The sequence below is a fragment of the Taylorella equigenitalis ATCC 35865 genome, from assembly GCF_000276685.1.
GTDB lineage: Bacteria > Pseudomonadota > Gammaproteobacteria > Burkholderiales > Burkholderiaceae_B > Taylorella > Taylorella equigenitalis.
In genome coordinates this window covers 1,031,524-1,057,197 of the sequence record NC_018108.1, presented here as the reverse complement: position 1 = coordinate 1,057,197, position 25,674 = coordinate 1,031,524, and the positions used below count along the sequence as shown (strand labels likewise).

Here is a 25,674-nt window from a genome sequence, read left to right as displayed (position 1 = left end):
AATGCCATCATCTAAGGACGTTGCGAAGAGAGCGGGAGTGTCACAGGATATTAGTAAAATATACGTGGCGGCACATCAAGGTTCTAAATTAAGAGGGTAGCATGAAATTCAATCCATTAATATTCAAACAGCAGGCACTTATAGGCGATCAGTGGATGGACGCACTTAGTGGCGAAACCATTGTAGTAACCAACCCAGCCACAGGTGAAACAGTAGGCACAGTTCCAAAGATGGGCACTAAAGAGGCAGAGCAGGCGGTGGAGGAGGCTCAGATGGCATTGCCAAATTGGTCTGCACTTCCTGCAAATGAACGCTCAAATTTGCTACGTAAATGGTTTGACCTTATGATCGAGCATAAGGAGGAGCTTGCACGTTTGCTAACTATTGAGCAAGGTAAACCGCTCAAAGAAGCTGAGGGCGAGATTCTGTATGGAGCAGCTTATATCGAATGGTTTGCAGAAGAGGCTAAGCGTGTATATGGTGATACTATCCCAGCTCCAAGCGGCGATAAACGCATAGTGGTTATAAAACAGCCTGTTGGCGTGTGTGCTGCTATTACCCCTTGGAATTTTCCAAACGCTATGATTGCTCGCAAAGTGGCTCCAGCTCTAGCTGCTGGGTGTACATTTGTTTCTCGCCCTGCATCTCAAACTCCATTTTCTGCAATGGCTATGGCAGCTCTAGCTCTCGAGGCTGGCATTCCGCCTGGCGTGTTCAATGTAATTACAGGTAAATCAAGCGAAATCGGCAAAGTGCTCACAGAAAGTCCAATCGTGCGTAAATTCAGCTTCACGGGTTCTACTGAAGTTGGGCGTTTATTGATGCAACAATCGGCTTCGACCATTAAGAAAATCTCCCTAGAGTTGGGTGGCAATGCTCCTTTTATAGTATTCAACGATGCAGACGTTGATGCGGCGGTAGAAGGTGCCGTAGCAGCCAAATACCGCAACGCTGGACAGACATGCGTATGTGCAAATCGTATTTATGTTCAATCTAAGGTATATGATGAATTTTGCGATAAATTTTCTAAAGCTGTTGCAGATCTTAAGGTTGGCAATGGTGTAGACGATGGTGTAATCATAGGTCCGATGATTAATGAAGAAGCCTTAGAACATTCTACAAAGCTTTTGAAAGATGCGACCGATAAAGGTGCTGACATATTGACTGGTGGCAAAAGTAAAGATTTGTTTTTTGAACCTACAGTAATTTCAAATGCCACTACCGATATGCTTGTAGCGAAAGAAGAAATTTTCGGACCTATCGCTCCCGTATTTAAATTTGAAGATGAAGACGAGGCGATCAAATTAGCTAATGATACGATTTTCGGATTAGCTTCTTATATTTATACAGAAAATTTGAATCAAACTATTCGAGTGTCTGAAAAACTCGAGTATGGGATGGTCGGCGTAAACACTGGTTTGATATCTAATGCTGCGGCTCCATTTGGTGGCGTTAAGCAGTCTGGACTCGGTCGCGAAGGCTCAAAATATGGTATTGATGACTATCTGGAGATCAAATATATTTGCGTGGGTAATGTTTCTTAGATACTAAGCTCTAATAGAAATGTAGAAATCTAGTCTTTCAGATAAATAATTTGCTAATAAAAGTTCCATGCTTTCTTAAGATTCGCTTGTATGGAACTTTTCAAGGGCTTGATAGTATTGCTTTCTTTTTATCTCTCTCTGAGAGAAAGCTTTCTAAGATCATATATTAAAAAAGCCCCGCAATAGCAGGGCTCTCAAATAGTTTGTTATTCAGGGCTTTATTGCAAAAACCCATACATCAAAATCACTTAAGCAAATCTGCAACGCCCGCACGCTCTTCCTCAAGTTCAGCCAAAGTAGCATCCATGCGTTTGCGGGAATCTTCGTCGATATCAAGCCCTTGGACGATTTTGTATTCACCACCTTCAGTAGTCACAGGAAAGCCGTACATAATACCCTCTGGGATACCATAAGATCCATCAGATGGAACGCCCATAGTAACCCATTTACCGTTTGTGCCTAAAACCCAATCATGAATATGATTAATCGCCGCATTGGCTGCAGATGCTGCGGATGATAAACCACGAGCTGCAATGACTGCAGCACCACGTTTAGCCACTGTAGGAATGAATTCGTTTTCTATCCAATTATCATCAGCAATTTTCTCTTTTAGATTAACGCCAGAAGCTTCAGCAAATCGGATATCAGGATACATAGTAGAAGAATGGTTACCCCAAACAACAAATTTATCTATATCTTTTACATCTACTTCAGCTTTACGTGCCATTTGAGTCAATGCACGATTATGATCTAAACGCACCATCGCAGTGAAATTTTTAGCTGGAAGGTCTGGTGCAGATTTCATAGCAATGTATGCATTAGTATTAGCTGGATTGCCTACTACAAGCACTTTTACGTCGCGTTTTGCTACTTCATTTAAAGCAGCACCTTGAACTGTAAATATTTGAGCATTAGCTTGAAGTAAATCCTTACGCTCCATACCTGGTCCACGAGGACGAGAACCAACTAGGATGGCAATGTCCACGTCTTTAAAAGCAGTCTTTGGATCGCTATGAGCAGTAACTTCCTGAAGAAGAGGGAATGCACAATCGTCTAGTTCCATCATTACGCCTTTAAGTGCGTTTTGAGCTTTTTCGTCTGGTATTTCTAAAAGTTGAAGAATTAGGGGCTGATCTTTACCCAACATTTCACCAGAGGCGATTCTAAATAAAATTGCATATCCAATTTGGCCAGCAGCACCAGTGACAGCTACACGAACAGCAGGTTTCGACATTTATAACTCCGTAAATTTTTCTGTTTAAACGTTTAATTTTAAACCTATTAATGCCCCAAATTCACTAATCAAACTCAACATGTAGATTAAAAAATATTATAATCTTACAAGTTTTATATTTAACAATAGGTATCAATTCATGTCTGAGAGTACTCAAAAGCCACGCCGAGAGTTTAGGAACATTGAATTCGATAAAATTACTAGGGCCTATAAACTACCATTGCCAGCGATTTTATCGATTTTGCACCGTGTAAGCGGTGTTTTAATTTTTCTGAGCCTCCCAATTCTTATTCATCTTTTCCGTAACAGCCTATCAGGACCTGTTATGTTTAATAGTTTGGCTACTGGTTTTTCGGGCTTTATTATTCGTGTGGTCTGTATTGTGGCATTATGGGGCTTTATGCACCACCTTTGTGCTGGTATCCGTTTCCTTATACTTGATTTGCATATAGGTATGGATAAAGTCTCTGCACGTAAAAGCGCAAAAATTGTCTTCATTGTGAGCCTTGTCCTCACTTTTGTGTTTGCTATTAAACTGTTTGGAGTTCTGTAATGTCTGAATTGTTCGGTACTAAAAAGAGGGCTGTCGGTGCTCACTACGGAACTATAGGTTTTATAGTTCAAAGATTAACGGCAACTTTGCTTGCTATATACTCTGTGTTTTTTCTACTTACCCTTTTATTTACTCCTGTAACCTATGAAAATTGGTTGCACCTTTTCACTTTCACTGTATTAAGTATACCTGCTGGCCAAATCTGTGTGACCTTAGTGTTCTTTACTTTAGCATGGCATGCATGGATTGGTATTCGCGATGTTTGGATGGATTATATTGACTGTTGGATGCTTCGTTTGGTGTTATTCATCTTTACAATTTTTTGGCTAATCGCTATGTCTATGTATTTCTGTTTTGTAATTTGGAGTCTTTAATGTCTGTTGTTTTATCTTCTTTACCTCGTCGCAAATTTGATGTTGTGGTTGTAGGTGCGGGTGGCTCAGGCATGCGTTGCTCTCTACAACTTGCACAGGCTGGTCTTAACGTAGCGGTTTTATCGAAAGTTTTCCCGACTCGATCTCACACAGTAGCAGCTCAAGGTGGTATTGGAGCCTCATTAGGTAATATGTCTGAGGATAATTGGTACTGGCATATGTATGATACCGTAAAAGGTTCTGACTGGCTTGGTGACCAAGATGCTATTGAATTTATGTGCCGTCAAGCTCCTGAAGCTGTTTATGAACTTGAACACTTTGGTATGCCTTTTGACCGTAACCCTGATGGAACTATATACCAACGTCCATTTGGAGGTCACACAGCAAATTTTGGTGAAAAACCAGTACAACGGGCCTGTGCTGCTGCTGACCGTACTGGTCATGCCCTTCTTCACACCTTATATCAACGTAACGTTGCTTCACGTACACATTTTTTTGTTGAGTGGATGGCTTTAGATTTAATTCGTAACGATGATGGGGATGTCTTGGGTGTTACTGCACTTGAGATGGAGACAGGAGATATATATATTCTTGAAGCGAAACGCACAGTATTAGCAACTGGTGGGGCTGGTCGTATTTGGGCAGCATCTACAAATGCATTTATTAATACTGGTGATGGATTAGGTATGGCTGCACGTGCAGGCATTGCCCTACAAGATATGGAGTTCTGGCAGTTTCATCCAACTGGAGTTGCGGGAGCTGGTGTTCTTATTACTGAGGGTGTGCGCGGAGAGGGTGGTATTCTTCTTAATAAAGATGGTGAACGCTTTATGGAGAGGTATGCTCCTACGTTAAAAGACTTAGCTCCTCGAGATTTTGTGTCTCGTTCTATGGACCAGGAAATTAAAGAAGGTCGTGGTGTAGGTGATGGCTCTTATGTAGCACTTAAACTTGATCATTTAGGCGAGGATGTGATTAAAAAACGTCTTCCATCTATTCGTGAAATTGCTATTCGCTTTGCTAATGTGGATCCTATTAAGGAGCCAATTCCTGTTGTTCCTACTATTCACTATCAAATGGGTGGTATTCCAGCTAATTATCATGGACAAGTTGTTCAATGGAAGGATGGTGAAGAAAAAGTGGTAAATGGTTTATATGCTATTGGTGAATGTTCAGCAGTTTCTGTTCATGGGGCAAATCGTTTAGGTACGAATTCATTGCTTGACCTTGTTGTCTTTGGTCGTTCTGCTGGTAATCATATAATTTCAGAAAAACTAACTGAGCAACATTCACATCAAGAACTACCAATAGAGAATGTACAGAAATCACTCGATCGTGTTCATGCTTTAGAAACTCGTTCTAGTGGTCTTAAAGTTCAAGATGTAGGTAGTAAAATACGAAACACTATGCAGGCTCATTGCGGTGTATTCCGTACAAAAGAACTTCTGAATAAGGGTGTAGCTGCAATCGCTACTTGTGCAGAAGAAGTTAAGCAAATTCATTTTAAAGATAAATCAAAAGTGTTTAATATGGCCCGCCAGGAAGCACTTGAGATTGAAAATATGATTGAAGTCGCCAAAGCGACTATCAAATCAGCAGCTAATCGTGACGAGAGTCGCGGAGCTCACGCTCTTAATGACTTCCCTGAGCGTGATGATGTTAATTGGTTGAAGCATACTCTTTGGTATTCAGAAACGGATTCACTAGAATACAAACCTGTTCATATGAAACCATTGACTGTTGATACTTTCCCTCCAAAACCTCGTACATTCTAAGTTGGATATCATGACTAAACGCACCGTAAAATTTGAAATTTACCGATATGACCCTGATAAGGACGAACGTCCATACATGCAAAAGCTTGATGTGGAGCTTGGACCAAACGATAAGATGCTACTTGATGCTTTAGTTCGCATTAAAAATGATGTGGATGATAGCTTTTCAATTCGTCGTTCTTGTCGAGAAGGGGTATGTGGCTCAGATGCCATGAATATTAACGGTAAAAATGGATTGGCATGCATCACAAATTTACGTGATTTAAAAGAGCCAATTGTACTTCGTCCATTGCCAGGTTTACCCGTGATTCGCGATTTAATCGTGGATATGACATCATTCTTTAATCAGTACCATTCAGTAAAACCTTACTTAATTAATGAGGATCACCCTCCTGAAAAAGAGCGTCTTCAATCACCTGAGGCACGTGAAGAGTTAGACGGTTTGTATGAGTGTATCTTATGTGCTTGCTGTTCTACATCTTGCCCATCATTTTGGTGGAACCCTGATAAATTCGTTGGGCCAGCAGGTCTTCTTCAGGCTTACCGTTTCCTCGCAGATAGCCGAGATCAAGCCACATCAGAACGCTTAGATAATCTTGAGGATCCATATAGACTATTCCGTTGCCATACAATTATGAACTGTGTGGATGTCTGTCCTAAGGGGTTAAACCCTTCTAAAGCTATCAGCAAAATTAAAGAAATGCTTGTGAGACGTACCGTTTAAAATGGCTACGTTATCCGATAGTGAACGTGACCTACTTCGTTGGAGGTCGCGTCGCGGACTTCTTGAAAACGATCTGATTATTACCAAATTTTTAGATCAATATGAGAATTCATTGACTAAGGACGATGTCCAAAGCCTAATGACTCTTTTTGAACTTGATGATAATACCCTGTTGCAGGTCTTACTAGGGTCAGCCGAACTCGAAAGTCCCTATAACAATCCAAATATTTTGCGGCTTGTTAAACTTATGCAATCTTAGATGGGTATAGTACACAAAATACTGAGGAGTATCACAATGAAAACATCAGAAAAAAAAGCCGTATTAAGCATTGAAGGCCAAGATAACGTTGAGCTACCTATTTATGATGGATCAGTTGGCCCAAGCGTAATCGATATACGTAAACTTTATGCTCAGACAGGCATGTTTACTTATGATCCTGGATTTATGTCCACTGCATCTTGCGAGTCTAACATCACTTATATTGACGGTGCTAAAGGGGAGCTTTACTATAGAGGTTACCCAATCGAAGAGCTTGCTGTTAAGTGTGATTTTATGGAAGTTTGCTATCTTTTATTAAATGGCGAACTACCTAATCAAGCACAAAGAGAAGATTTCTCTTATCGTGTGCTTCATCACAATTTAGTACATGAGCAAGTACACATGCTATTACGTGGCTTCCGTCGCGACTCTCATCCTATGGCTATTTTGGTTGGCTTAACAGGTGCAATGGCTGCTTTTTACGATAAAGGTTTGGATATTAATAATCCAGAACATCGTGAAATTGCTTCAATTCGACTTATAGCTAAGATGCCTACATTAGTTGCTATGGCTCACAAGTACACAATTGGTGAACCATACATGCACCCTAATAATAATCTTTCATATGCAGGTAATTTCCTTCGTCAGATGTTCGCTAATCCATGCGAGGAATATAAAGTTAATCCTGTTCTTGAAAGAGCAATTGACCGTATCTTAATACTTCATGCTGATCACGAGCAAAATGCATCTACTTCAACGGTTCGTTTGTGCGGATCATCAGGTACAAATCCATATGCTGCAATTTCAGCTGGTATTTCTTGCCTATGGGGACCAGCACATGGTGGTGCAAACGAAGCATGCTTAAAAATGCTTGAAAGAATTCAAGCCGATGGTGGCGTGGCTAAAGTTGGCGAGTTTATGGAAAAAGTAAAAGACAAGGAATCTGGTGTTCGTTTGATGGGCTTTGGTCACCGTGTTTATAAAAACTACGACCCTCGTGCTAAATTGATGCAACAAACATGCAAGGAAGTATTAGCAGAGCTTGGTCTTGAAAATGATCCTTTATTTAAACTAGCTATGGAACTAGAACGCATTGCTCTAGAAGATGATTACTTTGTAGAACGCAAACTATATCCAAACGTAGATTTCTACTCAGGAATTGTACAAAGTGCGATTGGTATTCCTACGCAGTTATTTACTGCGGTGTTTGCACTAGCTCGCGTAGTAGGTTGGATTTCTCAATGGAGTGAAATGATATCTGACCCTGATTACAGAATTGGTAGACCACGTCAACTTTATGTGGGTGAAACTCGTAGATCAGTGCCTGACATGGCAGATAGAAAATAAAATATGTTTATGATTGAGGTCACTTTAGGGTGTCCCGACCATTAAAGAGTATAAGGTCACTTTCGGGTGACCTTTTTTGTGGCAATGCGTCCGTCAATATTTCACTCAAATTATCGAGAACCTAATTAGAATACCATTTAGGTTTTCTGTAGATATATTTATGTAATTTAGTTAATTCACCCAACCTCAGACTTTTAACTTGATCTAAATATTCATTAATCAAATTAGTTTTGCAAGAAGCGTACGAAGGCTCATTGAAATCAGAATTAATATAGAAATTCTCATTAGTTTCGGTTGCGTATATTATGCAATATAAGTTTATGTAACCTGTTAGTGAACTTTCAGCATAATTAATAATTTCATGTTCCTTAATAAAACTATTAGGCGTAAGATATTTATCTTTAGGCACAAAGTAAGAAAGTCTAATAAGTTCGAAAATCAGATTTAAGGATTTGTTTGCCCTTTTGTAAGTCTCTATGCTGAATTCCTTTTTCTTGGTATTTTTGGAGGTTTCCTCTTTATTTTGATTAGAGTTGTTTTTTAAATGTACCTCAAGATTGTTTAGATCTTTAGAAAAAAGTTTAGTCAGACGCAATGTGCAAAATAAATCTCCATCAGAGTTTTGATCTTGATACCATTCTCTACTTGTACATATATTTATTAGAAATAATTTCCAGTCACCAAATGCTTGATCGATGATAGAATTTTTGTTTTGTTCAGAATCTACATCAGATATATTGAAACCATAAAAGTTAGATTTTTTAAGTCTAGCTATATAGTTCATATTTTGAGCATCTATATTCTTTATTACTTTTGCTAAACAATCTTCAAATGCATACGGGCTTGAAGCACTATAACATTCCTCCTCTTTGATGGGGTTTATCTTTTCGTTGACCTGTGCACATGCAAAAGAAGACATAAAAAAAAGAATTAAAAATTTAAAAATTTTCATTCAAAACCCCAGTGATGATTATCGTTCCAAATTTCAAGCAATAGGTCGAAAAATTTATATCCATCTCTTGTGCATTCAAGTTCTAAATAGGAATTATCAATATGGTTTGGATTTACCAAAACACAAAAATTGCTGATAAAGTTAGAACTTGAATCCATAACCTTTTCAAAGAGGTCAAATTGTTCAATTGCAACATTTGCTTCCGTTTCTGATTCTTTAGATATCCACCTTAGCCCCCTAACAAATTCTTCTTTATTAGAAATCCTCTTTAACTTTATTTTTTTCAATTCATCATAAATACAAGTTGGCAATGCTTTGTGTACCGCACAATCTATATGATCTTTATGCTTTAATAATTTATACGAAGCTTCATAATATTTGCTGTGGTGTACTGAGGATTCAAATTGGGCTAGAAGTTTTTCTTTTTGAAATGAAATAAATTTATCCAAGAAAGAATTTATCAAAGTTGATGATTGTACTTTGCACAAATCTATAATTAACTTTTCATCTTTTTTATCGGGGAAACCGCCAGAATTTTTTAACTCACAATATGAATTTGTAAAAATATTCCATTCACCTAAAGCCTCCTTTAAATTATTTTTTAATGTACTCTTGTATTCAGTCTTTTTATCTAAATCTAAAATTAACTCAGCTTCATACACTTTTGATTTAGTTTCAGATTCAAGCAAATTAACGTTTAAGTTTGCGCATTCACGAGTTTTATCAGGATCTATAACCTCTTCACAATCACCTATTAGATTAGTGAAAATTTTTTCAGCTTCATATTGAGGCCAAATTCCAGCCCATGAATAAGAGCTAAAAAATAAAAACATGAAAAACCAAATTCTCATTCATAGTCCCCAAAAACAGAATTAAATGATTTTGAAATTTCTTTGTAGATATTTAAAATCTCATCATTTTTATTTTTATAAAAGTCATATCTACACTTATGATAGTCTTTGAAATAGTACCCCTTATAGATTTCTTCTAATTTATATAAATCACATGAGCTAGTCATATAGTCTTCCCAAAGATTAAGAGATTTTCCTAGTTTGGTTTTCCCGTATGAATTAACTTGATTACTTGAATCAAATGCTAATAAAGCGTTTTTAAGTATGAAGAATCTAGTTTTTTCCTGTTCCGCTAGTTGTAAAAGACAAATTAAGTTATCCTCAGTTGACGAGCAATTATGCTCCACTGATTCAACTTTTAACTCATCTACGTAAGGTACCACTAAAGTTAAATTGGTATTAAATTTACCTAAAAAATTTAAACTTAAAATCTTTTCGTAGAATTCATGCAGATTTTTGAGGAAATCACTTCTTTGATCCCACTGAATGAGTTCATAGTAAAGAGGTAACGAAAAATTACCACCCATCCCTTTATTTTTTAGAGATAGATAGTCAATTTCTCTGGATATTTTTAGGTATTCATTCCAAATTTCTATATTATGTTTGATGTAAATATTTTTACTTGAGTAAGGATCAATTTCATGATCGTTAACTTTCCTAATTAAATCATCAGGTCCCATTAATAAACGTTCATTAAAACTTTTAATTTTTTTAAGTTCTTCTTCAAGGCATTGATTAATAGCAGAACTATCCTCTTTATCGATGCAAGCGACATAACTGTGTTTTTCTGAAGGTATAGGGTAAAGCGGGGAGGATATTGCCACCCTAAAAGAAAAGGATAACAAAATAAATACTAGAAACCGAATCATATAGACTGTACTTTTACAAGGATATTTGAAATCATAGTTAAACAATAACTGCATAAAATTACAAGAATTTTATGGAGACGAGTATGATCAAGAAATTAATTCCTCTAGTTGTTACAGGCTTGTTCGCTATGACTGCAACCCAAGCTCAAAATCTAACTTTATATACTTCACAACCAGTAGCCGATGCTCAGATGACTGTGGAAGCATTCGAAAAAGCTAACCCTGGTGTTAAAGTTGAGTGGGTGCGTGATGGTACTACTAAACTTATGACAAAATTTCGTGCAGAGTTAGAGGCTGGTGTAACAAAACCTGACTTACTACTTATTGCTGATAGTGTGACTTTAGAGCAGTTGAAAAAAGAGGGTTTACTAGCGACTCACGACTCAAAAGAAAAATCAAATTATGATGAAGCTCTTTACGATAAAGAAGGGTATTACTACGGTACAAAATTGATTACTACCGGTATTGCATATCACAAGGATGCAAAAGTTAAACCAGCATCTTGGAAGGATCTAACAAAGCCTGAATTAAAAGGTCAAGCTGCTATGCCTAGCCCACTTTACTCTGGTGCAGCTCTAATACATTTGTCAGCATTAACTACAAATCCTGAATTCGGTTGGGACTACTACAAGGCTCTTAAAGAAAACGATATGAATCCAATAAAAGGTAATGGAAGTGTTCTTAAAGCAATAGCAGCTGGCGAAAAACCATATGGTGTGCTTGTTGATTATCTTGCTATCCGTGAAAAAGCTAAGGGTTCACCTGTAGAATTTGTATTTCCTCAAGAAGGTGTTTCTATGGTTACGGAGCCAGTTGCGATTCTAAAAAGCTCAAAAAATCAGGAGCTCGCATCTAAGTTTGTGGACTTCCTGCTTTCTGCAGAAGGACAAGAGCTTGTTGTTAAACAGGGCTATCTTCCAGCACGAAATGGTGTAACACCTCCGGCTGGCTTCCCTGATCGTAAGGATATAAAACTTCTACCGTTCGATTCAGCTAAAGCTTTAGAAAATACTGAAAAAGACAAAGAAGAATTCTCTAAAATCTTTAATTAATCATACCGTTGAAGAGAAGTTCATTGCCAACTCCCATAATTTGGGGGTTGGTTTTTATTATTCTGATTATATCGGTCTTACCAACTGCCCGACTTGTTCTGCAGGTATTGATGGATATTGCAGAGGCCGATAAATCCTCTTTCTCCAAAATAATGGCCCAAAGTTCTACATGGACGGCCACATTTAATAGCCTATATACTTCTGGGCTGGCAATGCTTCTATCCCTCATCATTGGAGGTTCACTTGCACTACTTATAACATTAACAAATGTGCGATTTAAAAGCTTTTTCGTCATGATGTTTATGTTGCCCATGATGATACCGCCTCAAGTTATGGCTTTAAGTTGGCTTCAGCTGATGGGTCCTAATAGTGCTTTGTTAAAAATGATAGGGCTTGCTCCTGATCTTGGCTCTAAGCAACCTTTGTATTCAGATTGGGGGATTATTTTGCTTTTGGGTATTCAGAGTGCACCTTTGGTGTTTCTGACTATTCGCACAAATATACTGAATATTCCTAAAGAGCTAATAGAGGCAGCACGCCTAAGCGGGGCATCACTTCGGGATGTGCTTGTGGACATGATATTGCCACTTTGTAAAAATGCTATAGTAGCAGCTGCAGCTATAGCATTTATTTCAGCACTTGGTAATTTTGGAATCCCTGCAATGCTAGGGATTCCAGCTTCGTTTTATGTATTGCCAACTTTGGTTTATCAAAAAATGGCTGATTTTGGGCCAACCATGATAGATCAGGTGGCATCAATTTCTGTTTTGATTGCATCTTTATCGCTTATTGTCGTGTGGTTGCAAAATTACTTTCAACGTAAGATGCAAATTATGGGACTTCCTGGAAAGCCTCTTAGTTTTAAGCTAGGGAAAGGGCGTATTTGGATTGAAGGCGGTATTGCTATTTTTTTAACTTTAATTTTAGTAGTACCTCTTATTGCTTTAGTAATAAGCTCTTTAGTTCCAGCTCAGGGAGTTGTTCTTACATGGGATACACTAAGCCTTCATGGCTATGCGAATTTGTTTACGCCCCAAAGTGTGACCTGGCGAGCATTTAAAAATAGTTTCTTTTTGTCTATCGGTGCGGCTATGTGTATTGTAATGATTGGGATTCCACTTGCGTTGTGGTTTACAAAATCGCGAAGTCGTCTTGTGAATTGGTTGCAGATTGCGATGGATGTCCCGTATGCATTGCCAGGTGTTGTTCTTTCGATCGCAGTAATTCTGCTATTTGCTAGGCCATTGCCACTTATTGATATTGTTTTATATGGTACGATTTGGACGATATTTTTTGCCTATCTTTCCCGTTTTTTTACGGTTGGATTTAAGCCAATAGAGAGCACTATGATGCAGATGGACGATTCGTTTGAGGAGGCGGCACAGTTGTGCGGGGCGGGGCGTATGCAACGTCTGCGTGACATAATTTTTCCATTGCTTGTGCCTGCTTCTTTTGCGGGGATGATTCTTGTTTTTCTGCTTGCATTCAATGAATTGACGGTATCTGCGTTGCTTTGGTCTTTTGGCAATGAAACCGTCGGCGTCCTTATTTTTAATATGGAAGAGAGTGGTGATGGGATTATGGCTTCTGCTATGTCTGTTGTGGTTGTGGCTATTGTAGTTTTGCTTATGCTTGTATTGGATATGTTTTCCAGGTACATTCCTAAGGGCGTAATCCCGTGGAGGAGTTAATGAGCTTATAATTTTATATAACTCATTGATTTTATTTAGAAATTTCAAATGTACGATAAAATCGTACATTTGCCTGAAAGCTATGACTAGACTTATTCTTCATAATATCTCTAAATTTTACGACCACAATCAGGTCGTGCAAAATGTATCACTCGAGTTCGAAAAGGGTGAATTCATAGCCCTACTTGGTCCATCTGGATGTGGTAAAACCACCTTGCTTCGTATGATTGCTGGATTTGAACCCGTTTCAGAAGGTGAGATTCGCTTTGGTTCAAAAATTCTTTCAAGTGCCACTCCTTATAAGCAAGTTCATATACCCCCTGAAAAACGTGAAATTAGTATGGTTTTTCAATCTTATGCACTTTGGCCTCATATGCACGTTGACGGAAATGTCGGTTACGCCCTAAAACTTAAGGGTATAAAAGGGCAAGAGTATAAGTCCCGTGTGCATGATGCCCTTAAAGCCGTTAATTTAGAGAATTTCGCAGACCGCTACCCCAATGAGCTAAGCGGGGGTCAACGTCAACGCGTCGCACTTGCACGTTGCCTCGTATCAACACCTAAAATAGTGCTTCTTGACGAGCCCCTTGCGAATTTGGATCAGCATCTTCGTGGTTCGATGGAACGCACATTCCGTGAATTTCAGCGCAAAACGGGTGCTACATTTATCTATGTGACACACGATCAAGCCGAAGCTATGGCTCTTGCAGATAAGATTGCAGTGATGAATGCAGGTAGGGTTGAACAGTTTGATACCCCTGAGAACCTTTATAACAAGCCTCTTTCGGAGTGGGTTGCCAGATTTATCGGCAAAGGCTCCATCCTAAACCTTCCTTCAATTGGTGGCAATATTCTCGTCCGCCCTCAGCATGTACATGTACGTAATTTTGCGAATTTACAGGTTGTTGTAAAAGAACGTATATTTAAAGGTGCTCACTATGCTTATAATGCAGATTTAGAAGATGGGCAAGAGATATTGTTCTACTCAGAAGATCTTATTGATATTGGTTCGAGAATTGGGATTGAGTTAGAAAAGTATTCGAAGATTTCTTAGACTCTAGAGATTAGAAACCGCCTACTAGTTGTCACATCATAGTGATATCATAAAGACATATAGGTAAGGAGGCATATTATGGCTAAAGAAATTTTCGTATCATTTGGTATTGATGTAGATGCTGTTGCAGGCTGGCTTGGCTCTTATGGAGGAGAGGATTCACCAGATGACATTTCTCGCGGTTTATTTGCGGGTGAGGTTGGATCTTTACGACTTCTAGATCTTTTTGCAAAGCATGGTTTGACTACAACTTGGTTTATTCCAGGTCACTCAGTTGAGACATTTCCAAAGCAAATGGCTGAGGTTGTGAAAGCTGGTCACGAAGTAGGTATGCACGGATATAGCCATGAGAATCCTATTGCCATGACTAGAGAGCAGGAGCAAGCTGTTCTTGATAAGTGCTTCGATTTAATTAAGGATTTATCAGGTAAAGCTCCAACTGGTTATGTGGCACCTTGGTGGGAGTTTAGCAATGTAACAAACGAGCTTTTACTAGAGAAGGGTATAAAGTATGACCATAGCTTGATGCATAATGATTTCACACCGTACTATGTACGTGTGGGAGATAAGTGGACCAAAATAGATTACAGTCAAGATGCAGAATCATGGATGAAACCTCTTGTTCGTGGTACGGAATCAGATTTAATTGAAATTCCTGCAAGTTGGTATCTCGATGATTTGCCTCCTATGATGTTTATAAAAAAATCTCCAAACAGTCATGGCTTTGTGAATCCACGAGATATAGAGGATATGTGGCGTGATCAATTCGACTGGGTTTACGAAAATATGGATTATGCTGTATTCCCAATTACTATTCACCCTGATGTGTCAGGACGCCCTCAAGTTTTACTTATGCTTGATCGTCTAATCAAGCATATCAAATCGCATGATGGCGTGAAGATTGTGACTATGAACGAAATCGCAGATGATTTCGCAAAACGCTGTCCTCGTCAAAATTAATAAGATAACTTGTGTGAGAGGAGGTTCATACACTTTCTCGCACAGTCTTAAGATATATGTGTGGACTTTGTGGTCTAATCGCCGAAATAACGGATTGGACAGATACATTATCGGATGAACTTCCACGTAGGCAGGAGAGGTACAGGCGTATTGCCATCATAAATGCAATACTAAAACCTACCCATATTAAAGTTTACGATTCTCAGGGCGTAAATTATGTTTTAGAGGGACCTACTGGTAGGCGTGAACTTGCGAATGGATTGCATGAGTTGTGGCTGAAAGTTGAGCTTATGCAACCAAGCTTTGATATTCTGGATGAGGCTTATCTTGCGAGACTTGATGCCTGATCGAATTCCAATACACGTTATAACTGGGTTTTTAGGTAGCGGTAAGACCACCCTGATTAAAAATATTCTTGCTCATGAGGCGAATAGTGACACACTTGTTGTGGTTAATGAGTTGGGTGAAATTGGACTCGATAATTTGCTTGTAGAGCAAGTCCATGAAAACACTTATTTGCTGTCGTCGGGATGTATCTGTTGTACTGTGCTTTCCGATGTTAAGGAAACCCTGCTGAAAGTGCTCTCTGATCAAAATGCCTGCAAAATTACTCCTTTTAAAAATATTATTATCGAAACTACGGGTCTAGCTAATCCCGCTTCAATGCTTAATACCCTTAGCTTTGATACTCATTTAAAAAGTAAGTTTGTAGTTCATGGTATGACATGCGTTATTGATGGCACGTTGGCAATTACTCAGTCAACCACGCATCCTGAGTGGCTTCCGCAAGTCATTGCCAGCAATACATGGGTTTTATCTAAACGTGATTTAATTTCTGCAGAAGAAGAGAGGCTAATTAAGAGCAGAGTTGAGGGGCTTGGCTCAAATGGTGCATGGATAGACCATGATAAACTTGTAAATACTTCGAATTTATTTGCGACCGAGGAAGCACGGACTGAGTTTCATAATATACCATTCTCTTCTGAGGGCTTTAAAATACATAATGAAACACAGTCTGGTGTTATAGTTTTTGATAAGCTTTTGGATTGGACTGTGTTCGGTTTGTGGTTAAATATCTTGCTTAAACAATATGGAGAGTCTATATTGCGTATAAAAGGTATGCTCTACTTAAAAGGGCAAGAAAAACCAGTTTTTTTGCATGGTGTTCAGCATTGCATCTATCCGCCAGAACACCTGCTGGAGCCACTTTGGGGCGATGGTCTTTCAAGGCTATTGTTTATTTGCCGTGGCGTAGATATAGAGAAAATCCGCAAGTCAGCCCACACATTTATGAAGATATTTAAGGAGAAATCATGAAATACATGACTATGAATCGTTTTAAAATTCACGCAAAATATGAAAGTGAATACCCTGGGATCTGGGATGAATCCTATAAAAATATCGATACTGTTCAGGGTTTGGTGGATTTCAAATTATTAAAACTTGATAAAGAATTGGATGGAGAAATTGTTGTATTCTCTTCTTGCAGTGTTTGGGAAAGTAAAGAAGCATTTGAGTCTTGGAAAACTTCAGAAAATTATAAAGAAATGCATAAATCCATACCTCTCAATAAACATATGTATGCTGAACATCCTGTAATGGAGGCATTTGAAGTTGTTTTAGGGTAACTGGTGTGCTGGTTGCGGATTGTTGGGGATTCGTGTATGTAATCCAATAGGTTATTCAAAAGATGTTTTAATTACTACTTGGACTAATCTTCTTAAGCTCTTTACATGAATTTTCATAGCCATTCTCGCAGGAAAGTTTGAATATCCTAATAGCCTCATCTTTATTTCGTTCAGTACCTAGACCAAACATATACATTCTAGCGACATTGAATTGACCGGCAATAATATCAAAATCTGCCGATTTCTTATAATACCTAAAAGCCATCGGTAGGTCCTGTTTTACACCCATTGATCTTTCATACATGTATCCTATATTGTTGAGGGCATTCGTCTGTCCAAGGTTTGCAGCTTTAATAAAATATCTCATTGCCATTTCATAATCCTTTTGGACATAAATTCTGTTCATAAAGTAGTTGCCTAAATTGAATAAGCCTTCCCTTTGACCGCCATCAGCCCCCAAATTATAGAGCTCGAAGGCTTTACTAGTATCTTTTTCAACACCGATACCCTTTGAGTACATCCAGCCCAATGTAACCGCAGCATCTAAGTTATTCATTTTCACAGCCTTTTCGAGCCATTCTTTGGCCAAGGAAGTATTCTTAGGAAACCCATCCGCCCCGAATAAATAGTTATATCCTAAAGTAGAAGCTGCATTAGAATCACCTTGTTCGAATCTTAGAATTAGTTCATTAGCTTCAGGTGGAGTTTTTGATTTTGTGCATATGTTGGCCATGCAAACGCAATTCCCATAGCAAACAAAATTGAACTTAATATATTTTTCATAATGTACTCCGAAGTAAATAGTGTGATGTTGGTCCCATTTTTTTCTTTATATCAGTTATTGAGCTTTGTTTCGAGATCTATTACTATTTATCTCACAATTTAGACCACTATATAAAAAAGCCCTCAGGACAACAGTCACTGAGGGTAGGGTGAACTTGAAAAATTATTACTTGCTAAGCTTGGTTAAGAATTTCTTTTTTTAGGCTCATTGCATTTTTATCGCTTCTAGAAGCAAACTTTTTCAGATAGCCAAATGGGTCTTTTGGATCTCTTTCTAATAAAGGGACTTTTTCTTCATCTTTATTGATTTTTTTAGATTTTGTAAAGCCCTCAATTGATTCAAATTTGGCAATATTTTGATCAATCATCGTCTCTAGAATAGTAGGTCTTTGAGTGATACTTAATGCCAAAGTCATAGAGCCACTATTAGAAAGTTTGTTTACTTTGTATGTATTGTGTGCAATCTCTCTAATGCTAAATCCTCTTGATTGATTGGTTGCACCAAATGATGTGCTGTTATTTCCTGATAAACGAAGGGCAGAGTCAGATTTTAATGAACCATCTACTTCCCATCTTAAATTTGAACCACCGAAATTGCTTTGAATTATGCCAAGCATTGAAGCACTTCTATCAGATGCACTCAATTCACTAGAACCATTGTATTTAAATCTGTACGAAGCACTAATATCAAAATAATTTTGAATTTGTTCAACTGGAATAAGTAGAACTTTAAAATCACCTGTGTATTTAGCGTTAACTCTAGCAGAAATTACATACTTAACTCTTTTTTGGATCATTGCTTTTTTGACCCATTGGATAAGAACTAGAGTAGGGATGAATTGATTTACGTCTTCTTTACCGTTTACAACTTTGTCGAATACTTTTTCGTCAGAGAGATATTTTTGAATAGCTTGAGCCCAAATTCCTGCAGAAGGCTCTTTAGTAGAAAATGCAAAACTTTTAGTAGCAAAATCAGGTTTTAAAACAAACTGACCGCTTTGTGCCTTAGGCATTTTGCATTCAATAAAGAAGTTATGACCTGGCTTTTTGCACTCGATATCGCTTAGATATGAGTTACCTCCACCCTTATGATCGAAAAACTTACCGTAAGTTTTGTTTAGGTAGTCTGTGCAGTCAATTTCAAACTGCATCCAGTCAGCTTGTTTAATTTTGTTTGCCATGTGTTCCTCCCATTTGATAAGGAGATTTTAAATACAAAGTATTACATTCTTGTTACAACGAATGAAATATACTTAATTTTCAATATGTTACTTATTTTACTAAATTTAATATTTTTAAAATCAGTATAGGAAAAAGGGCATTCTTTGAAGCCCTTATTGTGCCTAATATGAATAAATTTAGTTTCATTTTTTCGATGGGTTTTCTATCTTGGTCTTATTCTTATCTTCGTTTTCCTTTTTTATTTTAGCTTCTATGCGATCCTTTCCTTCGCATCCAGCTTTTTCATGATTGTCACATGCCAATGTATACCACATAATTGCATTCTTCCAATTTTTAGAAGTACCTTTTCCGTACTCGTACAACAATCCGAGATTATTCTGTGCAACAGGATCATTATGTTTGGCGGCCTTTTTGTACCACTCCATTGCCAAATCATAATCGTGTTCAACACCTTCGCCTTTTTCATATAGGTAAGCTAAATTTCTTTGAGCTAAATAATGATCAGCTTCTGCGGCTTTTTTGTACCATTCCATAGCCTTTTTGTCATCCTTGGTCACGCCCTTACCGAACTGATAATGAATTCCTAAGTTATATTGAGCTTCGGTGTGATTTTTATTGGCGGCCTTTTCATACAACTCATTTGTTTTTTCTAAACTAGGTTCCACACCCCAACCTTTCTCATACATGTATCCTAAATGGAAATATGCCTCAGTGAAATCCTTAGATGCAGCCTTTTCGTAAAGCTCAATGGCCTTGGAATAATTTTTATCAACCCCATAGCCCATCATATACATAAAACCCAAATTAGTAATGGCATGGTTGAACCCTTGAGCAGCAGACTTTTCATACCATTGGACAGCAAGTGGATGATTTTGAGTAACCCCATCACCCTTGTAATACATATATCCAAGTTCAAACTGATAATGAGCATCCCCTTTATTTGCTCTATCTTCAATAGTCGAAAGTGGCAATGGATTTACATTTGGTTCAGTTTTATTCAGTGCTGAATTTAGCTTATCGATAGGGTTATTATTTGAGGAATTTGATACTAAATTTTCCTTTTCGACAGTGGCTTTGCCTGATGTACCAAAACCAATAGACCAGTTGCTAGTCGATTCCTGTGCAAAAACTGAAGTTGAAATTACAGCAGAAATAAGAGGTGCAAATGCACATGAAAAATTGAAAACAATGTTGAGAAGCGGTTTCATAGGGGGAACTCCAGTAGCTTCGTTCGTCTTCGGTGCTGACAATGCACCTCTGACTCACTCCGCTTGGGGTACGTGTTGTCAGATGTTAGTTAATTATACATGAGAGCTTCGTTCGACTGCGGTGCTGACAACGCACCTCCGTCTCACTTCGCATGGTGGCAGAGTTGTTGATGTGTTGGTGTTTCATGGTTTTAGGTGTATTGAATCTGGGGAGGCGGTTGAGGTTTTCAACCAGTGTTGAGGTCGAGGTTTTGAATGAGGGTTTGTTTGTGAGCTTCGTTAGTGGGCTTCGTTCGACTGCGGTGCTGACAACGCACCTCCGTCTCACTCCGCTTGGTGGCCGAGTTGTTGATGTGTTGGTGTTTCATGGTTTTAGGTGTATTGAATCTGGGGAGGCGGTTGAGGTTTTCAACCAGTGTTGAGGTCGAGGTTTTGAATGAGGGTTTGTTTGTGAGCTTCGTTAGTGAGCTTCGTTCGACAGCGGTGCTGACAACGCACCTCCGTCTCACTCCGCTTGGTGGCCGAGTTGTTGATGTGTTGGTGTTTCATGGTTTTAGGTGTATTGAATCTGGGGAGGCGGTTGAGGTTTTCAACCAGTGTTGAGGTCGAGGTTTTTAATGAGGGTTTGTTTGTGAGCTTCGTTCGTGGGCTTCGTTCGATTAGCGGTGCTGACAACGCACCTCCGTCTCACTCCGCTTGCTGGCCGAGTTGTTGATGTGTTGGTGTTTCATGGTTTTAGGTGTATTGAATCTAGGTGAGGCGGTTGGGATGTGAACCAGTGTTGAGGTCGAGGTTTTGAATGAGGGTTTGTTTGTGAGCTTCGTTCGTGGGCTTCGTTCGACTGCGGTGCTGACAACGCACCTCCGTCTCACTCCGCTTGGTGGCCGAGTTGTTGATGTGTTGTTTAAATGGCTAACATGCTCAGAAACTTTTAAATTGATATAAAGCCGAAGCAAGAGGCTATAAATCAATTTTAAAAAATCTATGTATCAGCGAGCTTTTTTTCGTTTTGATTAATAATTTTTTGAAGAAATTTTTTCGGTAACCAAAATGAATGATTAGATATCCTTCTTTTATCAGGTAGGGGATTGACTACATTATTTGAGTTTATGTGTTCAGCTTTTCCTATTATTATATTTTTGCTAATCTCATATACAGAATGAGAAGAATGTATTTTGTAGAAAATAACATTGCAATCGATAGATTTGAGACTGTAACGTTTTTTCCATAACGACATTAGTAATTTCCCTCTGATTTTTATTTTATTTCTTAACTTATCATGAAAGTTCCTATACTTTTTGAGGTTAAGAAATATGAAGTACCCACTTAAATCGCTAACTATTGTTATTGCTTCACTTTTTGCTGCTCAAAGTAACTCTGCACCTGTACTTAGTACAGATGATGTGAAGGTTAGTCAGTTATCAGAGTTATCTGCTAATGCGTGGATAGAGGTTGATGTTCAGGCCTTCGAAAATAATATTGCGGAACTCCAAAAATTGCTTAATGGTAAGTCTAAGGTTTGTGCAATTCTTAAAGCTGATGCTTATGGTCATGGTATTAATCTTTTGATGCCTAGTATTATAAAAATGAATGTGCCATGCATTGGTATTGCCAGCAATGAAGAGGCCCGAATCGCAAGAGCTCACAATTATGAAGGCACTATTATGAGGGTTCGGGCGGCATCTATAAATGAAATTAAGGATGGTCTTAAATATGATATGGAAGAGCTTGTAGGGGATGTGACACAAGCTCAAACTATTAATGCTTTGGCTAAGGAAGCGGGGAAAGATGTACGAATTCACATTTCACTGAATTCTGCTGGTATGGATAGAAATGGAATTGATATGTCTACAGATAATGGTAGGGCAGAAGCACTTGAGCTTACTAAGTTTTCTAATTTAAAAGTAGTGGGTATTATGACTCACTATCCAGAAGAAAATGAGGAAATTATTCGTAAGGATTTGGTTCGTTTTAATGAAGATTCCAAGTGGCTAATCGAAAATGCAGGGTTAAATCGCAATCAAATCGTCATTCATACTGCTAATTCTTATACAACCTTGACAGTTCCAGAAGCACATTTCGATATGGTTAGACCAGGTGGACTTCTGTATGGGGATTCTATACCTACGAGAACTGAATACAAACGTATACTCTCATTTAAATCGAGAGTGGCAAATATAAATCATTATCCAAAAGGTTCAACGGTAGGGTATGACAGAACTTTTAAATTAGAAAGAGACTCAATGCTGGCGAATTTGCCCTTTGGGTATTCTGATGGTTATAGACGTATTTTTTCTAATAAAGGTTATGTTCTTATTAATGGGCATAAAGTTCCTGTGGTAGGTAGAGTGTCTATGAATACTACTATGGTGGATGTTACAGATTTTCCTGATATTTTAGAGGGGGCAGAAGTAGTGATTTTTGGCACTCAGGGAGATGCAAAAGTAGAGCAGGCCGATATCGAGGAAATCAACGGAGCCTTACTTGCCGATCTTTATACAGTGTGGGGAAATTCAAATCCTCGAATAGCAAAACCTACAACAACTAATTAATCTTGATTGTCACAATTCTTTGCGAATGGTAATGATAATTATTATCATTACCATTAAAATGTGATATCCTTGCTTTCGTGTTTACAAACTGTAATATTTTATCGAGGGTAAGAATGCAAAAGGTGTTAACAAATTATGCGGCGATAGTGCTTGCATTTGGGTCTTCAGGAGCATTGCCACAAACAAATTCTTCCGAGCTAAACTCCATAGATGTAATTTCAAATGCTAGTTCAACGGCAACAAAGCAAGGGGTTTATATTGCTCCGACGGCAAAGTCAGTACGCGAAATCGAAAAAAATAATACAAAATCGGTTGATGATATTATGCGATCGGTGCCAGGTGCGTTTACAAATATTGATAAAACTTCAGGTGCTGTTAATGTAAATATTCGTGGGTTAAGTGGGTTTGGTCGTGTTAACACGATGATTGATGGTGTTTCTCAAACATTCTATGCGGCTTCATCCGATAACGGAAGTAAGGCTGGTGGTACTTCAACATATGGAAGCTTGGTTGACCCGAATTTCTTAAAGGGTATTGAAATTGATAGGGGTGGGTTTTCCGGTAAGGGCGGTCTTAATGCTCTTATGGGATCATCTAATTTTAAAACTGTTGAAGCGAGTGACATTATAAATGAGGGTAAATCTTTTGGGTTGCAATTAAATGGGTCTGTTGGTAATAATGCAATTGGCCCAAATGCAGGTGTTATTACGGCTTATAGACATGCAGTTGGTCAAAATGGTGAACTTTCATTTCTGTATGGCATCTCAACACGTCACATTTCCGAGGATTATAAAGTAGGGGGTAATGTTCAACCTCGTGTCTATCATAAGACAGGTCGCCAAGGTTATAACACTGTTCTTAGAGTTGTTGAGGGAAATAAAAAAGGTGGTGGTGTAGAAAAGAAAACCATTAAAGTTACCGTCCCATACGATATATATGAAGATCAATACGGAAACTCCTATGATCACGACCCTAGTAAATTAGAAAGGGATTTAAAGCAAACGCCTTTAAGTCATATAGCGAAAATTCAGTATTTAGATGATTTAAATAAAGCTACTCTTCAATATAGGGATTACAGTACTGAGTTGTCTGGTAGGAAAATAACTCAAAAAACTTATCAGGCTGATTACAGCCTGCATCCAGAAGGTAATAATTTCTTAGATTTCAATATTCTTTATGCACGAACAATAGGCAAACAACACTTTGATAAAGCTGCTAGGTTTCAAAGTTTTAAGCTATTTAAAGAATTAGATCTAAAGAACACATCGGACACTTTAGATATTAATAATACTTTTAGGATGAAGCTATCAGAAAAGGCTAATCTTAAAACAACTGTTGGTTTTAATTTACTTAAAAATAAATATGAACGGAACCGTAATCCGTTCGAAATTAATTATATATCAAACTCAAATAATCTGCTTTTTGACACCTCTTTATTTGATGGTAACTACATGGTTGGCGGAAGATTATCTAATACCGTTCAACCTGAAGGTGGTCAGGATTTTCATTCTGTATATTTAGATAATAGTTTGGATTGGGGTATCTTTACGCTTGATGTAAATCTTAATTATGCAAAGGCAGATCACTGGGGCAAAGTCTATTTGTATAAAGGTTTAAACGGGCCTTCTCGTAGAGCATGGCTAAAAGAAAAATATTCAAAAGATATATTTGCATTAAGCGATAATCCATCATTTGGAAAAAATTCCTATAAGGGTTCATTTGCAAATCCCGAATATGAGAAAATTATTTCAGAAAATTTGATTTATGAATTCGATGAAACGCTAGATATAGCTGGAGGTACAGAGGAAAATGAAGATGGTGTTATGCCTGATGGTGTAATCGATAATAAAGACTTTGATGATTTAAAAAGAAGAAATTCTTATCCTTTTGCTGAGTTAGGAAAGTTAAGAAAACGCTTGAAAAAAGAGGGTTTACCTAAAGATCAAATCGATCAACTTGTCGATAAGCGGTGGGAGGAGATGAAGCTTGATATGGCACAGGATTTATTTAATACCGTATCTTCAGATCCCAAAGATTGGAACTATGAGGAAATACAACGAGGTACTAATCGATATCTAAATTATCATATAGGTTTAGCTGCAAACATAAGCGATTGGTTTACTCCATTTGTGAATTTTTCAAGAACTCACAGAGCTCCAAATGTCACAGAAATGTATTTTTCTGAATTATCAGATTCAGGTGTTGATTCAGGATTAAAACCTGAAATAGCTAAAACCATGCAAGCGGGCTTTAATACGTTTAAAGAAAATGTATTTACCGAAGGAGATTATATAGGATTTAAGTTTCTTGCATATAAAACTAAAATTGATAACTACATCTATAACATCAAGGGAAATAGGTTTATCGGTGAAGACTCTTATGGAAAATATGGATTTGACTGGTATATTTATCACAAAAATAGCAAAGTTCCTGTGAATATAAAAGGTTTAGAAGTTGAATTAAATTATGATTCTGGTGCATTTTTTGCTAATTTAGCATACGCAAGACAAAATACAAATCAACCACTAAACTTTACTGATGCAAGTCCAGATGTTGATTCTAAAGATGGTCGTGAAAGATACTTTCAGGGTTATGGTTTAACTAAGCTTACTATGTTGCCTAAGGATTATGCTTCTATTGAATTGGGAGGACGATTCTTTAAGCGTAAATTAACGATTGGTGGCATAGCTAAATACTATGGACCTAGTAAGATAAGTAAAGCCTATGATGCTGTACCTATGGATTGTAGCGGAGCACCAGCTAGACCTAACGTCGATGGCACAGGATATATTATTAATCACCTATGTGGTTTTACGAAGAAAACTGGCACGCTTAAAAGTCAACCAGTTATAGTTGATTTATATGCAACATACCAGCCACATGAGAATTTAAGTGTCAAACTTGAGGTGCAAAATGTATTTAATAAAGGGTATATAAATCCCCTTGATGCTGGAAATGATTCAGCAAATCAATTTTTATTTCAATCTGGAGCGGGTGATTTTGCTCATGTAGGGGATAATTATGCAAGAGGACGCACTGCGATTTTAAGCATAGATTATAGATACTAAAGCATTGCCACCCC

The 25,674-nt window shown here is 37.9% G+C and carries 23 protein-coding genes; 16 read left to right on the top strand and 7 right to left on the bottom strand.

The features are described 5' to 3' along the window. Positions 1–101 precede the first annotated feature (101 nt). Positions 102–1,544, top strand: coding sequence for an NAD-dependent succinate-semialdehyde dehydrogenase (locus KUI_RS04870; protein WP_013522738.1), 1,443 nt, complete (start codon positions 102–104; stop codon positions 1,542–1,544). Between the two features lie 244 nt (positions 1,545–1,788). On the opposite strand, the gene KUI_RS04865 is transcribed toward KUI_RS04870, so the two are convergent. Next, the gene (locus KUI_RS04865; protein WP_014840435.1) at positions 1,789–2,778 is read right to left on the bottom strand and encodes a malate dehydrogenase; all 990 of its coding nucleotides are present in this window, start codon (positions 2,776–2,778) and stop codon (positions 1,789–1,791) included. A gap of 139 nt (positions 2,779–2,917) precedes the next feature. Between KUI_RS04865 and sdhC the strand changes: the two genes are divergently transcribed. The 6 genes from sdhC to gltA are packed head-to-tail and all read left to right on the top strand — an operon-like array spanning position 2,918 to position 7,810. Next, a complete protein-coding gene (gene sdhC, locus KUI_RS04860) occupies positions 2,918–3,331 on the top strand; it encodes a succinate dehydrogenase, cytochrome b556 subunit (RefSeq protein ID WP_013522736.1) in 414 nt (137 codons plus the stop codon). Continuing rightward, positions 3,331–3,705, top strand: a complete 375-nt coding sequence (gene sdhD, locus KUI_RS04855; RefSeq protein ID WP_013522735.1) for a succinate dehydrogenase, hydrophobic membrane anchor protein — start codon at positions 3,331–3,333, stop codon at positions 3,703–3,705. The genes sdhC and sdhD overlap by 1 nt, the downstream gene beginning before the upstream one ends. Continuing rightward, a complete protein-coding gene (gene sdhA, locus KUI_RS04850) occupies positions 3,705–5,480 on the top strand; it encodes a succinate dehydrogenase flavoprotein subunit (RefSeq protein ID WP_013522734.1) in 1,776 nt (591 codons plus the stop codon). Before sdhD ends, sdhA begins: the two co-directional genes overlap by 1 nt. A gap of 7 nt (positions 5,481–5,487) precedes the next feature. Further along, positions 5,488–6,204, top strand: coding sequence for a succinate dehydrogenase iron-sulfur subunit (locus tag KUI_RS04845; protein ID WP_095675571.1), 717 nt, complete (start codon positions 5,488–5,490; stop codon positions 6,202–6,204). 1 nt (position 6,205) lies between these two features. Then, entirely contained in the window at positions 6,206–6,463 is a 258-nt protein-coding gene (locus tag KUI_RS04840; protein ID WP_013522732.1) for an FAD assembly factor SdhE, read from the top strand. 36 nt (positions 6,464–6,499) lie between these two features. Next, entirely contained in the window at positions 6,500–7,810 is a 1,311-nt protein-coding gene (gene gltA, locus KUI_RS04835; RefSeq protein WP_013522731.1) for a citrate synthase, read from the top strand. A 121-nt stretch (positions 7,811–7,931) separates the two neighbouring features. On the opposite strand, the gene KUI_RS04830 is transcribed toward gltA, so the two are convergent. The 3 genes from KUI_RS04830 to KUI_RS04820 are packed head-to-tail and all read right to left on the bottom strand — an operon-like array spanning position 7,932 to position 10,482. Further along, positions 7,932–8,762 carry a hypothetical protein gene (locus KUI_RS04830; protein ID WP_013522730.1) on the bottom strand — a complete coding sequence of 277 codons (831 nt, stop codon included), beginning with the start codon at positions 8,760–8,762 and terminating at the stop codon, positions 7,932–7,934. Beyond that, complete coding sequence (locus KUI_RS04825; RefSeq protein ID WP_014840433.1) at positions 8,759–9,613, bottom strand: hypothetical protein; 855 nt, start codon at positions 9,611–9,613, stop codon at positions 8,759–8,761. The genes KUI_RS04830 and KUI_RS04825 overlap by 4 nt, the downstream gene beginning before the upstream one ends. Then, on the bottom strand, positions 9,610–10,482 hold the full coding sequence (locus KUI_RS04820) for a hypothetical protein (RefSeq protein WP_014840432.1): 873 nt from the start codon (positions 10,480–10,482) through the stop codon (positions 9,610–9,612). The genes KUI_RS04825 and KUI_RS04820 overlap by 4 nt, the downstream gene beginning before the upstream one ends. An 83-nt stretch (positions 10,483–10,565) precedes the next feature. Between KUI_RS04820 and KUI_RS04815 the strand changes: the two genes are divergently transcribed. The 7 genes from KUI_RS04815 to KUI_RS04785 all read left to right on the top strand — a co-directional run bounded on the left by KUI_RS04815 (position 10,566) and on the right by KUI_RS04785 (position 16,867). Beyond that, a complete protein-coding gene (locus KUI_RS04815; protein WP_014840431.1) occupies positions 10,566–11,534 on the top strand; it encodes an ABC transporter substrate-binding protein in 969 nt (322 codons plus the stop codon). 8 nt (positions 11,535–11,542) lie between these two features. After that, a complete protein-coding gene (locus KUI_RS04810; RefSeq protein WP_014840430.1) occupies positions 11,543–13,225 on the top strand; it encodes an ABC transporter permease in 1,683 nt (560 codons plus the stop codon). Between the two features lie 82 nt (positions 13,226–13,307). Then, positions 13,308–14,279, top strand: a complete 972-nt coding sequence (locus KUI_RS04805; protein ID WP_014840429.1) for an ABC transporter ATP-binding protein — start codon at positions 13,308–13,310, stop codon at positions 14,277–14,279. A 78-nt stretch (positions 14,280–14,357) separates the two neighbouring features. Next, on the top strand, positions 14,358–15,239 hold the full coding sequence (locus KUI_RS04800; protein WP_014840428.1) for a polysaccharide deacetylase family protein: 882 nt from the start codon (positions 14,358–14,360) through the stop codon (positions 15,237–15,239). A 56-nt stretch (positions 15,240–15,295) separates the two neighbouring features. Next, positions 15,296–15,586 carry a hypothetical protein gene (locus KUI_RS04795; protein WP_013522722.1) on the top strand — a complete coding sequence of 97 codons (291 nt, stop codon included), beginning with the start codon at positions 15,296–15,298 and terminating at the stop codon, positions 15,584–15,586. Continuing rightward, on the top strand, positions 15,579–16,556 hold the full coding sequence (locus tag KUI_RS04790; RefSeq protein ID WP_014840427.1) for a CobW family GTP-binding protein: 978 nt from the start codon (positions 15,579–15,581) through the stop codon (positions 16,554–16,556). Before KUI_RS04795 ends, KUI_RS04790 begins: the two co-directional genes overlap by 8 nt. Continuing rightward, positions 16,553–16,867 (top strand): antibiotic biosynthesis monooxygenase family protein, encoded by a 315-nt coding sequence (locus tag KUI_RS04785; RefSeq protein WP_013522720.1) that lies wholly within the window; start codon positions 16,553–16,555, stop codon positions 16,865–16,867. Before KUI_RS04790 ends, KUI_RS04785 begins: the two co-directional genes overlap by 4 nt. Positions 16,868–16,934: 67 nt before the next feature. Here the strand turns inward: KUI_RS04785 and KUI_RS04780 are convergent, their stop codons facing one another. The 3 genes from KUI_RS04780 to KUI_RS04770 all read right to left on the bottom strand — a co-directional run bounded on the left by KUI_RS04780 (position 16,935) and on the right by KUI_RS04770 (position 20,082). Then, the gene (locus KUI_RS04780) at positions 16,935–17,600 is read right to left on the bottom strand and encodes a tetratricopeptide repeat protein (RefSeq protein ID WP_014840426.1); all 666 of its coding nucleotides are present in this window, start codon (positions 17,598–17,600) and stop codon (positions 16,935–16,937) included. Positions 17,601–17,823: 223 nt separating this feature from the next. Then, positions 17,824–18,831, bottom strand: coding sequence for a PDDEXK family nuclease (locus KUI_RS04775; protein ID WP_014840425.1), 1,008 nt, complete (start codon positions 18,829–18,831; stop codon positions 17,824–17,826). Between the two features lie 183 nt (positions 18,832–19,014). Continuing rightward, positions 19,015–20,082 (bottom strand): tetratricopeptide repeat protein, encoded by a 1,068-nt coding sequence (locus tag KUI_RS04770; protein WP_225971969.1) that lies wholly within the window; start codon positions 20,080–20,082, stop codon positions 19,015–19,017. Between the two features lie 1,271 nt (positions 20,083–21,353). On the opposite strand from KUI_RS04770, the gene alr reads away from it, so the two are divergent. Together alr and KUI_RS04750 are read left to right on the top strand one after the other, a co-directional pair. Beyond that, a complete protein-coding gene (alr, locus tag KUI_RS04755) occupies positions 21,354–22,592 on the top strand; it encodes an alanine racemase (protein ID WP_013522715.1) in 1,239 nt (412 codons plus the stop codon). A 113-nt stretch (positions 22,593–22,705) separates the two neighbouring features. Further along, positions 22,706–25,660 carry a TonB-dependent receptor domain-containing protein gene (locus tag KUI_RS04750; protein WP_174263868.1) on the top strand — a complete coding sequence of 985 codons (2,955 nt, stop codon included), beginning with the start codon at positions 22,706–22,708 and terminating at the stop codon, positions 25,658–25,660. Positions 25,661–25,674 lie beyond the last annotated feature (14 nt).